An 11,321-nucleotide genomic window follows, 5' to 3' on the forward strand; every position below is an offset into this window, starting at 1 on the left:
ATCATTTGATTTCCAAATTTATCTGGCAAACTATCGGCAAGAAAACCCGGAAGACCTTTAAAGGTTTCGAAATTCAAAAAAGGAAACGAAAAAACACGACGTCCATTTTTGGCAGAAGCAACAGGAATATGAACAGGAGAAATGTCTAAATTTAATGCTACAAAAGATCTGTCAAACTCAAACGAACCGACATTTTTAACTTCATCCCAAAGGATTACACCAACACGCTTATCCCAAATTTTTATAGTGGCTATTGTATTCATAAACTACTGTTTAGGAGATGCTTTTTTTCTATATTTGGCACGTTCTTCCATAACTTGCATCGGACTAACTTCTGGCTCAATATTAAGATAATTAAGCAAATCTAAATTTTCTAATGCACGAAGAATTTGTACAAAAGTGAGTAAATTTATTGCTTTTCCTGTTTCCATTCTACTGATAGTGATTCTTGAAATTCCTGAACGTTCTGCCAGTTCATCTTGCGACATGTTTTTATTGAGACGCATTTGTTTTATGCTTTGACAAAGTGTTTTTACTACAACCGCATCGGTCATTGCATACCAGTTTCTATTGTAACTTGTTTGATACATAATTGCTTGATTTAAACTATAACGAATCTATTATGATACAAATTTACTATTTTTATTTGGATATAAAATCATTTTTATCTTTTTTTAATGATTTGATTTAAAAACATTTATACATTTGCAAAATAGTTATACGCCAAAAAAACATAATTCATAATTTTTAATTCCTAATTAAACTATGCGTTGGACATTAAAATTAAAGCCAGAAAAAGCAAAAGTTCAAAAATTACAAAACGAACTTCAAGTAGACGAAACCATTGCTACTTTATTAATTCAACGTGGAGTTGAAACCTACGACCAAGCCAAAACATTTTTCAGACCAAGCTTAGACGATTTACACAATCCATATCTGATGAAAGATATGGACAAAGCCGTTTCTCGTATTGAAAAAGCTGTTGAAAACGGAGAAAATATTCTGGTTTTTGGCGATTATGACGTTGATGGAACCACTGCCGTTTCGTTAGTTTCTTCTTATTTAAAAACTTATTATCCCAATGTTGCAACCTACATTCCAGATCGTTACGACGAAGGTTACGGAATTTCCTATAAAGGAATTGACTACGCCGATGACAACGGAATTTCGTTAATTATTGCACTAGATTGTGGTATAAAATCAATCGATCATGTGGCTTATGCAAATGCTAGAAACATCGATTTTATTATTTGTGATCACCACAGACCAGGCGATGAATTACCAAATGCTGTTGCAGTTCTAGATCCAAAACGTTCCGATTGTTCTTATCCTTACGACGAACTTTGTGGTTGCGGAGTTGGTTTTAAACTGATTCAAGCTTTGGCTGAAAACAGAAATCAATCTATTTTAGATTTAATTCCATATTTAGATTTGGTTGCCACAGCAATTGCTGCAGATATTGTTCCCATGACTGGCGAAAATCGAGTTTTAGCAAAATTTGGATTACAAGTTATTAATTCAAATCCGCGTCCGGGTATTAAGGCATTAGTCCAAAATGTTAAGAAAAAAGTACTTACCATTACAGATGTAGTTTTTATAATTGCACCACGAATAAATGCCGCAGGAAGAGTAAAACATGGAAATGAAGCTGTTGCGCTTTTAACAGAATTCAATCTAGAACAAGCCGAACAATTTGCTGCTGAAATTGAAGGTTATAATAGTGACCGAAAAGATTTAGACAAACAAATTACCATTGAAGCGCTTTCGCAAATTGAAACCAACAACGAAAAAGAGAAATTTACAACGGTAGTTTATCAAGAAAGTTGGCATAAAGGCGTTATCGGAATTGTTGCCTCACGATTGACAGAAACCTATTATCGACCAACAATTGTCTTTACAAAAAGTGGCGATAAACTCGCGGCTTCTGCACGTTCGGTAAAAGATTTTGACGTTTATAATGCTTTGGAAGCTTGCGCAAAACATCTAGAACAATTTGGCGGACACATGTACGCTGCCGGAATGACTTTGAAAGAAGAAAATTATCAGGATTTTAAAAATGCCTTCGAGAAAGAAGTTCAAAAAACCATTCCTCCCGATTTATTAATTCCAGAAATTTCGGTTGATGCCGAGATAGATTTTGCAGCAATTAACCCAAAGTTGATTCGACTATTGAGTCAGTTTGAACCTTTTGGACCACAAAATATGACGCCTACTTTTATCACTAAAAACATAAAAGATACAGGTTATGCCAAACCATTAGGAAAAGAAGATGAGCATTTAAAATTATTTGTAAAACAGAATAATTCGGAAGGATTTGGTGCAATAGGATTTGGACTTGGAAACAAATTAGATTCCATCAAAAATCAAAAACCATTTGACGCGGTTTATTCTATTGACGAAAATGAATTTAATGGAAATGTGACGGTACAATTAAGAATGAAAGATTTGAAGAATTAATACTACGAACGATACCATTATTTTTGTCTATTTTTGTCTACAAAATAACCTTTACTTATTATGAAGCAGATTATCATTGCACTTCTTGTAGTTATATTTTTAATATTAGGATTCAACTTATATAGTAATTACAAGCGTTTTCATTCGCCAGGAAGTGATTATGCAAGCACTCAAAAAATCGATTTAAAATATTATGACGCTGCTACATTACAAAATTATTATCAAGCGATTGAAGATGCAAACAGCTATGTAAAAATGGCTTGGACAAATGATGATGTAGATGTTAGAAATCCCGAAGACGATGATGATGATACAAAAGCGGTTGTTTCTGGTTATACCAAAAAGTTAGGGATTGTAAAATTATATGAAGAAAAATTGGTGCAATCTGCCAAAATGAAAAGCGAAGGATTGAACGATAAAGACGTAATAGCATTTGAAGAAAGTAGCTATAAATCAAAAGATTACAACGAATTCATCAAAAGAAAATTCTTGATGGAAACTTTTAAAAGCAATCCCGAAAAATATAGTTTGAAGGTTGGCGACTACAGCTCGTTTGTATTTGAATTGCAAAAAATATTGGTTAAAAAGGGTTATAATATTCCAGTTGATGGACTTTTTAAACAAACGACAATTGAAGCATTAGGAGCATTTGAACAAAAAAACGGATTGTTTGCTGACGGAAAAGTTGATGCCATTACTTTAGATTATTTGTTGAGATAATATACTTTATGAAAAAAAATGATCCTTACGCAGCATTAAGATATAGAGAATTCAATCTTTTTTTAATAATGAGATTTGCAATGGTTTTTGCTTGGTCAATGCAATTTGTAATCATCGAATGGGAAGTTTACAGTTTAACAAAAAATCCTCTTTCGTTAGGCATTATAGGATTAATGGAAATTATTCCTGCAGTTTCTATGGCACTATTTGCTGGACACATTGTAGATCAAAGCGAGAAAAAAGGATTATTAATAAAATGTATTTTTGGATTTTCAGTAGTTAGTTTCGGTTTGTTTTTAGTCACATTACCATCCATTCAATCACATTTTTCTTTTGATGGAATTCTATATTTAGTCTATTCATTAGTGTTTCTTGGCGGACTAGTTAGAGCATTTATTGGCCCATCTGTTTTTTCATTATTATCTTTAATTGTGCCTAAAAAAGTGTACCCTAATGCTTCAACTTGGAGCAGCTCTGTTTGGCAAATGGGATCAATGTTTGGACCAGCACTCGCAGGATTTTCAATAAGTTTAATTGGAGTTCATTGGTCCATGTGTTTGGTATTTGCCTTTTCAGTTTTTTCATTAATTACACTTTCACAAATTTCTAAAAAACCAATTCTAAATCCAAAAATTGGAGAACCAATACTACAAAGTTTAAAAGAAGGCGTAAAATTTGTCTTCAAGAACAAAACCATTTTAGGAGCGCTTTCCTTAGATATGTTTGCGGTTTTATTTGGTGGTGCCGTTGCATTATTGCCAATTTTTGCCCAAGATATTTTAAAAGTTGGATCAGAAGGATTCGGAATTCTAAGAGCTGCACCAGCTGTTGGCGCCGTAATAACAATGATTTTATCAGCTTATATTTCTTTAAATAAAAAAGCCGGAATTAAATTATTATCCGCAATTTTTATCTTCGGAATTTGTATGATTGTATTTGGTTTATCAACAATATTCTGGATTTCAGTAATGGCGTTATTTTTAAGCGGCATTGTTGATGGCGTTTCGGTAGTCATTAGAAATACCATTCTACAAATTCACACTCCAGACAATATGCGAGGTCGAGTTTCATCTGTAAATTCAATTTTTGTTGGCTCATCTAACGAGTTGGGCTCTTTTGAAAGTGGTGTCACCGCCAAACTTATGGGTGTAGTAAATGCAGTAGTTTTTGGAGGAATAATGACATTAATTACAGTTACTACAACGGCTCTTGTTTCGCCATCATTTAGAAAATTAGATTTAGAAAAAGATGTTGAAGCTTTAGAAAATGGCGATTAACTTTAAAATTTCTTGGGCGTGACCTAAAAAGGTCGTGCTATTCGTTGCAATCTTTTTTATAATTCCGTTATCACTTCATTATAAAAAAGGATTTTCACTACTATCACTCACGCAATACTCGTAAAATTAAAGTTTAACTTACAAATCATATTTCTTCAATTCTAACTGTTCGCCGTCGAAAACCCCATAAGTAAAATACCCAATCCAATCTCCTAGATTTACATATTGTGCATTTTCGCCAACCTTTACAATCATTGGCAAATGACGGTGACCAAAAACCAAATAATTATAATGTTTTGTTTCTAACTTCTTTTTAGAATAAAGTATCAACCACTCATTCTCTTCACCAAGAAATTTTACATCATCAGCACCCGAAATGAGTTTGTTTTTCACAGATAGATATTGCGCCAATTTCATTCCAATATCTGGATGCAACCAACGATAAATCCATTTGGAAAACGGATTTGTAAAAACTTTTTTCATGCGCTTGTATCCTTTATCACCAGGACCTTTTCCGTCGCCATGACCAATTAAAAATGTTTTATTATTAAACGTAAATTCTTTATTATCGTGATAAACTGGAATGTTTAATTCTTTTTCAAAATAATCATCCATCCACAAATCATGGTTTCCTACGAAGAAATAAATTGGAATTCCACTGTCTCTAATTTCGGCCAATTTACCTAAAACCCTCACAAACCCTCTAGGCACTACAGTTTTATATTCAAACCAAAAATCGAATAAATCACCTAATAAGAATATTGCTTCGGCATCTTTTTTTACCTCATCAAGCCACGCAACAAATTTTTGCTCACGCGGAAAACTAGCCTCTGGAGTTGGAGCACCAAAATGTTGGTCAGATGCAAAATAAATTTTTTTGTTTGCCATTTTAATTTAAAATATGGAAATATAAAAGCACTTCAACGGCACTCAATGTGATAGATTATAAATTATCCGAAGCATACCATTCGGCAAATGAACTTTCAGTTTCTTGCAATTTTAAAGAATGAAGTTGAATATCATTTGGCAACCTATCACTAATTTTTTTAGCAAAATCAATCACCATGTTTTCACTAGTTGGCTGATAATTAACTAAAATAACGTGATGCCCACGATTGGAAAGTTCATTTGCCAATTCTACATGAGGCGTATTTTTATTAAAAACGGTAGCATGATCAAACAAATCGACAATTTCTTCTCTAACAATTTTTTTTAAATCAGAAAAATCAATTACCATTCCGAACTTTACATTAGAATTATCCAAAATTGGAGTTCCAATAACGGTGACCGAAAGTTTATAACTGTGTCCGTGAACATTTTTACATTTTCCATCATAGCCATAAAGTGCATGACCCGTTTCAAAAGAAAATTGTTTTGTAATTCTGATTTTACTCATTGTACTTATTTTAGATTGCAAATTTAGTGAATAAATTGTGTGCAGACCAAAAATAAAAAAAGTCACCTTTATAGCGACTTTTAGTTTGTGTTTAATAAAAATAAATTATGGATTTATTTCGAAAGTTTGATTTTCATTAGCTTTAGATGCTCGTGCATTTAATGCTTTATTATCGCTTCCTACAAGGAAAGCAACAAAACTAATATTAGTAGGGTTAGCAATATTTGAAGGAATAGGAATTGAAAAATTCTTGGTAATGGTACTTCCATTTATTGCTCCATTAATTTCATCACCCAAAATATTAGTAAGTGAACTTCTTAAAACATGGTTGTGCTCATAATCTAAAATAGGATTTACAGCATTGTAATAATTAGTATAATTACGTTGATAATAGATTAAATGATCTTCTAGAAGGTAAACTACAAGTTTTAAATTAGAGTAATCCTCTACAAATTTCATTTTTACATCTAGATTCAATGTTCCATTAGAAACAGTAGAACTCATTGCCAAACCAAGAGTTGAATTATTACTAGTTAAATCTAATGCTTCTTGAATATTTGTGGGCTCAGGAAAAGTCCAAACCAATGTTCTATTTAGTCTTGAAACAGGCAAAGCTAATGGACTATTAGGTAAGATTAAATTTTTTAAAGGAGCAATACCAGCGAAATCATAAGGATCGTTTCCGTTATGAATAGCCACACTTACAGCTTTATCGGTTTGTTCATTAACTTGATCTATTGCATAGGCAACTCGTGTACAATTTCCACACCAAGTTCCTGTATAGTCTTCTATTAAAACTCTTTTTTTAAAATAACCTGATATCGCCGGAGCGTTAGCACTTCCATCTGGTTTATTTTCAACTACTACAGTATCACTGCATGATGACAAGATTAATGTCATCAGTAAAATACTTAAAAAGTAAACTTTATTCATCGTATGTAAAGTATTGCATTGTTAATGATTACAAATAAAATAAAATAAATTTTAATCTTATCATTATTATTTATTTATTTGTACAACTAATTAAACTTTTATGAATAAATTACTGCTTTTATTGCTTTTTGTAGGATTCAACACTTATTCTCAAAAAAACCTTCCTGATTTAAATTTATCAGATTTAGACGGAAAAAAGATTTCTTTAAAAAATGATTTTTCTGAAAAAGACAAATTATATGTTTTCTCATTTTGGGCAACTTGGTGTTCACCTTGTATAAATGAGTTGGACGAATTAAATGACGTTGTTACAGACTGGAAAAAAGAAATAAACTTTGAGGTTATTGCTGTTTCTACAGACGATTCAAGAACTCAAAAAAGAGTAAAACCATTAGTAAACGGTAAAGAATGGAATTATAAATTTTTACTTGACACCAATCAAGATTTTAAAAGAGCTCTTTCTATTGTTAATATTCCGTACACAATTGTAGTAAAAAACGGTAAAATAGTTCACATTCAAAATGGCTATGTTCCTGGAAGTGAAGTAGAATTATTTGAAAAACTGAAGTCACTATAAACCATGAAAATAAAACTAACTAAAATATTATTTTTCCTTTTACCATTAACTGTTATCGCTCAAGAAAAAGGAAATTTTTTTGGAGGATTTGAATCCAATTCACAGTGGTATCTAAACGATAAAGGATTAAAAAATGAATTTAACAATTCTACCACACATCCAGAAAACCCATTACGGTCTAATAGTTATCTTTTTTTAAACTATAAATATAAAAACTGGTCAGCAGGAATTCAAGGCGAAGCTTATGAAAAAAATGCACTATTAAACATGAATCCTAAATATCAAGGTACCAATGTTGCAACATATTTTATTCAATATAAAAACGAAAAAATTGATCTAACTGCAGGTTATTTCTACGAACAATTTGGTAGTGGTTTATTATACAGAAGTTGGGAAGATAGAGCATTGGGCATTAACAATGCTTTGCGTGGTGGAAGAATTATTTTTAAACCAACAAAATATTTAACTGTAAAATCTATTTATGGTCAGCAAAGAACAGGATTTGATGTCTCTAAAGGAAAAATTTATGGACTAGATACAGAATTAGCACTTTCGGATGTATTAAAATTTGAAAAAACAGAATTATCAATTGGACTTACCTATGTTGGTAGAGATGAAAAAACAGCTATTGAAAACCCTAAGTTTAGCAACCTCACAAATGGTTTTTCAGGACGATTAAACTTTAACAGAAATGCTTTTTATCTTTCTACAGAATACGATTATAAGTCTAAAGATGCCGTTGTACAAGTTACAGAACAAATTGACAATAGATTAATAAAACCAGGAAGTGCAGTGTTACTTAACATGGGTTATTCTAAAAAGGGATTTGGAATTGACGGTTCTTTTAGAAGATTAGAAAACATGAGTTTCTTTTCTGAAAGAGCCGCAAAAGGAAATTCGTATAATGATAGAATCATGAATTTTATTCCAAGTTTAACCAAGCAGCATCATTATAATCTCGCTAACATTTATGTATATCAATCGCAACCAAACGTAATTCTTGCTGATAAAGATTTAGTAAAAGCAGGCGAAATAGGCGGACAAGTAGATGTTTTTTATGACATTAAAAAAGCAACTGTTCTTGGCGGAAAAAACGGAATGAAACTTGCTTTTAATTTCTCTAATTGGAATGCGCTTGGAGGCACATTTTATATATATAATCCACAAGATTATAAAACTGATTTTTTGGGATTTGGAAAGAGATATTTTACAGATTATAATGTTGAAATAACTAAAAAATGGAATAATAAATGGCAATCTGTGTTTAGTTATATCAATCAGTATTACAACAAGAAAATGATTGAAGAAACTGCAGGCGAAGTAAATACTAATATTATTGCTGCAGAGGTAACTTACAAGTTTACCACAACTCGTTCTTTAAGAGTTATGGGTGAACATTTATGGGCAGATCATGACAAGAAAAATTGGGCTGGAGCAACTGTAGAATTCAATTTAAATTCTAAACTTTCTTTATTTGCTTTAGACCTCTACAATTATGGAAATGATGTTGATTATTTACAAAATCATTACTACAATTTTGGCGGTGCCTTTAGAAAAAAATCAACAAGAATTGCATTAAACTATGGACGCCAAAGAGGTGGATTGGTATGTGTTGGTGGAGTTTGTAGATTTGTTCCCGAAAGTTCTGGATTGTCATTGTCACTTAATACATCGTTTTAAAAAACTAATAAGCATAAAAAAATCGCCTATATAGGCGATTTTTTTATGCTTATTTTAAAAATAATAAAACTAATTGACAACAATCTTTTGAGTTGTCGATATGCCTTCACTTGTAAAGCTCAATATATAAATATTGGATGCTAAATCAGAAATATCAACAGATTGAACGCCATAATTTAAAGTTTGTTCTTTAACTATTTTACCGTTTAAGTCGTAAATTTTCATGTTTGTAGATTTCATAACATCTAGATCTAGAATGTCATTAATCACAGTAGATTTAACAATAACACCAGCAGTTTGTAGTTGGTTTATTTCATTTAAAGACAAGGTTGGATCATATCTGTAAGTTAATGTTATAGCATTTCCTGTTTCACTACCGGATGCGTTTACTTGAAAAAATTTAAATTTAAAATCTAAAGGATAAACACCAGCTCCAGTATTATCATTGAGAAGATGATCAAAATTTCCAGTAACTTGATTTGGATTTAAAACAACTGGAATACTAGGATAAACTTGACCTTGAACAATATCGGCCAAACATTCTTCACCAAAACATAATTCAAAGTTTGTTCCATTATTATTCACTAATAACTCACATCTAATTTTAACTGTAGTGCTAGCAGTTCCGTTATTTCTAACTTTAAATCCTAATTCTCCATCTGGATAACCAATAACATTGTGCGCAATAATATCACCGCTATTTATTATTGTTCCGTTACGTCTTGACAAAGCAATTTGAGAAAAACTAGAAGCAGTTATTAAAAGGAAAAGTATTATAAAATAATTTTTCATGATTGTTTATATAAAATTTAGGATGCCATTTACTTTAGCATCCTAAAAATAATTAATTTAATATTAGTTTTTGAACGTTTTCAGTATTTTCACCTTTCAATTTAGCAATGTAAATTCCTTTTTGCAAATTAGTTAAATTGATAGATTCATTATTTTTAACATCATTTCTTTCAAAAACAATTTTTCCAGTAATGTCTGTAATCACAATATTTAAACTTTCAGGAGTGTTTAATGACAAAAGACCATTAGACGGATTTGGGTATAATGAAAATTTAATTTCTGAAAAAACAGATGTATTAAGAAAGCTTCCAGAAGCAAAATTTTTAGATTCTCCTGTTCCGTAAGCACCATCGGTGTAATATACTTCAAGATTATTTGAATCTGTTACTGTAACTGGTCCACCACCATCACCATAGGCATCTATCAAATTAAAACTATAACAATCATCTGCTGGCAAAGTAACAGGAACTATAATTGAGGCACTATTTGCATACGGTCCACCAGAAGCTACAGACGTTCCTGCAGAATTTATTATGTTCCAACTCACCTCATCTCCATAGGCATCCGTTTGAAAATTTAAACTCAGTGTATTTGTACTTTCCAATGACTTATCAAAGGTTATTGAACCTGTATTATTAGCTAAAACTGCATCTGTAGGAAGTGAAATATTAAGTGTATTTGTAGGTAAAATAGTATAAGTAATATTTGGTAATGTAACGGTAGCCTTAGCTAAAGATTGTAAATTACCCGACCAGTTGTAAACCTGAGGCGATCCTGAATTTATAGAATAGTTAATTGCTAAATTTGTTAAAGAAGATTGACCACTATTTTGAATAGTAATAACAGGACTCAATGAATTTTTACATTGTGCACTTATCGGATTTACTTCTTTAACCTTAGCATCGCTTGCTGGTAATCCTAAGTAAACTGGTGTACTTCCATTTCCGCTAATAATTTTTTGCTGCGTCTCAGTTACAAAAGCAACTAGTTCAAAATCTCCTAATTCTGCAGAAATAAAATTATAATCTTGTGGAATTGTATAGGTATATGTTCTATCTACAAATGTTCCTAAAGTTGTTGTTGTTATTACTTCTCCCCATTGACCTGTTAACATATTAACTAACCTATGTTGGTGATTATAATTTTCTCCCATGTTACCACCAGTTTGTGGTCCTAGTGTGTTATTCTGTAATAATGCAACATTTAATTTGTTAGAAGCAACAGGACTGTTTGCTGTATAGTATGCTTCAACATGAACTGTAAGTAATCTTGTGTTTACATTAATATTAGACTCAACAGCAACGTTTACATAAGATGTTTGAGCTAAAATTTGATTGGCTGCGCTAGTCCAGTAATTTCTTCCCATTGCAGTTCCGCCAGTAGTCATTGAATATCCGCTAAAAACATTTCTATTTACTGTTGCAGAAGGATAGCCTGTTAATGCTGATTGTCCTGCAAAACCAGTTCCAAAAGAAGTTCTAAAATCTGG

The 11,321-nt window shown here is 31.6% G+C and carries 12 protein-coding genes; 5 read left to right on the top strand and 7 right to left on the bottom strand.

What is annotated here, in order from left to right; genetic code table 11:
• Both ACH2CG_RS09185 and ACH2CG_RS09190 read right to left on the bottom strand, forming a co-directional pair.
• On the bottom strand, nucleotides 1-263 hold a 263-nt coding region (locus ACH2CG_RS09185), incomplete at its 3' end, for a HipA N-terminal domain-containing protein (RefSeq protein ID WP_395064420.1).
• A 3-nt stretch (nucleotides 264-266) separates the two neighbouring features.
• Nucleotides 267-590, bottom strand: coding sequence for a helix-turn-helix domain-containing protein (locus tag ACH2CG_RS09190; protein WP_395064422.1), 324 nt, complete (start codon nucleotides 588-590; stop codon nucleotides 267-269).
• A 175-nt stretch (nucleotides 591-765) separates the two neighbouring features.
• On the opposite strand from ACH2CG_RS09190, the gene recJ reads away from it, so the two are divergent.
• Genes recJ through ACH2CG_RS09205 form a run of 3 tightly spaced genes read left to right on the top strand, consistent with a single transcriptional unit; the run spans nucleotide 766 to nucleotide 4,454 of the window.
• The gene (recJ, locus tag ACH2CG_RS09195) at nucleotides 766-2,457 is read left to right on the top strand and encodes a single-stranded-DNA-specific exonuclease RecJ (RefSeq protein ID WP_395064424.1); all 1,692 of its coding nucleotides are present in this window, start codon (nucleotides 766-768) and stop codon (nucleotides 2,455-2,457) included.
• 60 nt (nucleotides 2,458-2,517) lie between these two features.
• Complete coding sequence (locus ACH2CG_RS09200; RefSeq protein WP_395064426.1) at nucleotides 2,518-3,177, top strand: peptidoglycan-binding protein; 660 nt, start codon at nucleotides 2,518-2,520, stop codon at nucleotides 3,175-3,177.
• Nucleotides 3,178-3,185: 8 nt separating this feature from the next.
• Entirely contained in the window at nucleotides 3,186-4,454 is a 1,269-nt protein-coding gene (locus ACH2CG_RS09205) for an MFS transporter (protein WP_395064428.1), read from the top strand.
• A 138-nt stretch (nucleotides 4,455-4,592) separates the two neighbouring features.
• Here the strand turns inward: ACH2CG_RS09205 and ACH2CG_RS09210 are convergent, their stop codons facing one another.
• From ACH2CG_RS09210 to ACH2CG_RS09220, 3 genes are all read right to left on the bottom strand, one after another.
• A complete protein-coding gene (locus ACH2CG_RS09210; protein WP_395064430.1) occupies nucleotides 4,593-5,342 on the bottom strand; it encodes a UDP-2,3-diacylglucosamine diphosphatase in 750 nt (249 codons plus the stop codon).
• A 55-nt stretch (nucleotides 5,343-5,397) separates the two neighbouring features.
• Nucleotides 5,398-5,850: a 6-pyruvoyl trahydropterin synthase family protein gene (locus ACH2CG_RS09215; RefSeq protein ID WP_395064432.1), complete on the bottom strand. Its 453-nt coding sequence runs from the start codon at nucleotides 5,848-5,850 to the stop codon at nucleotides 5,398-5,400.
• 105 nt (nucleotides 5,851-5,955) lie between these two features.
• Entirely contained in the window at nucleotides 5,956-6,783 is an 828-nt protein-coding gene (locus tag ACH2CG_RS09220; protein ID WP_395064434.1) for an Omp28-related outer membrane protein, read from the bottom strand.
• 100 nt (nucleotides 6,784-6,883) lie between these two features.
• On the opposite strand from ACH2CG_RS09220, the gene ACH2CG_RS09225 reads away from it, so the two are divergent.
• Together ACH2CG_RS09225 and ACH2CG_RS09230 are read left to right on the top strand one after the other, a co-directional pair.
• Nucleotides 6,884-7,360 (top strand): TlpA family protein disulfide reductase, encoded by a 477-nt coding sequence (locus ACH2CG_RS09225; RefSeq protein ID WP_395064436.1) that lies wholly within the window; start codon nucleotides 6,884-6,886, stop codon nucleotides 7,358-7,360.
• Nucleotides 7,361-7,363: 3 nt separating this feature from the next.
• Nucleotides 7,364-9,040: a DUF6029 family protein gene (locus tag ACH2CG_RS09230; RefSeq protein ID WP_395064438.1), complete on the top strand. Its 1,677-nt coding sequence runs from the start codon at nucleotides 7,364-7,366 to the stop codon at nucleotides 9,038-9,040.
• A gap of 69 nt (nucleotides 9,041-9,109) precedes the next feature.
• Here the strand turns inward: ACH2CG_RS09230 and ACH2CG_RS09235 are convergent, their stop codons facing one another.
• Nucleotides 9,110-9,832, bottom strand: coding sequence for a T9SS type A sorting domain-containing protein (locus ACH2CG_RS09235; RefSeq protein WP_395064440.1), 723 nt, complete (start codon nucleotides 9,830-9,832; stop codon nucleotides 9,110-9,112).
• Between the two features lie 52 nt (nucleotides 9,833-9,884).
• On the bottom strand, nucleotides 9,885-11,321 hold a 1,437-nt coding region (locus tag ACH2CG_RS09240; protein ID WP_395064442.1), incomplete at its 5' end, for an Omp28-related outer membrane protein.

Origin of the sequence: Flavobacterium sp. (genome assembly GCF_043778725.1) — a bacterium.
Taxonomy (GTDB): Bacteria; Bacteroidota; Bacteroidia; order Flavobacteriales; family Flavobacteriaceae; genus Flavobacterium.

What these genes read in the sequence shown, in the direction of transcription:
- ACH2CG_RS09190 (WP_395064422.1), bottom strand. Translation starts at nt 590, where the DNA reads ATGTATCAAACAAGTTACAATAGAAACTGGTATGCAATGACCGATGCG.
- recJ (WP_395064424.1), top strand. Translation starts at nt 766, where the DNA reads ATGCGTTGGACATTAAAATTAAAGCCAGAAAAAGCAAAAGTTCAAAAA.
- ACH2CG_RS09200 (WP_395064426.1), top strand. Translation starts at nt 2,518, where the DNA reads ATGAAGCAGATTATCATTGCACTTCTTGTAGTTATATTTTTAATATTA.
- ACH2CG_RS09205 (WP_395064428.1), top strand. Translation starts at nt 3,186, where the DNA reads ATGAAAAAAAATGATCCTTACGCAGCATTAAGATATAGAGAATTCAAT.
- ACH2CG_RS09210 (WP_395064430.1), bottom strand. Translation starts at nt 5,342, where the DNA reads ATGGCAAACAAAAAAATTTATTTTGCATCTGACCAACATTTTGGTGCT.
- ACH2CG_RS09215 (WP_395064432.1), bottom strand. Translation starts at nt 5,850, where the DNA reads ATGAGTAAAATCAGAATTACAAAACAATTTTCTTTTGAAACGGGTCAT.
- ACH2CG_RS09220 (WP_395064434.1), bottom strand. Translation starts at nt 6,783, where the DNA reads ATGAATAAAGTTTACTTTTTAAGTATTTTACTGATGACATTAATCTTG.
- ACH2CG_RS09225 (WP_395064436.1), top strand. Translation starts at nt 6,884, where the DNA reads ATGAATAAATTACTGCTTTTATTGCTTTTTGTAGGATTCAACACTTAT.
- ACH2CG_RS09230 (WP_395064438.1), top strand. Translation starts at nt 7,364, where the DNA reads ATGAAAATAAAACTAACTAAAATATTATTTTTCCTTTTACCATTAACT.
- ACH2CG_RS09235 (WP_395064440.1), bottom strand. Translation starts at nt 9,832, where the DNA reads ATGAAAAATTATTTTATAATACTTTTCCTTTTAATAACTGCTTCTAGT.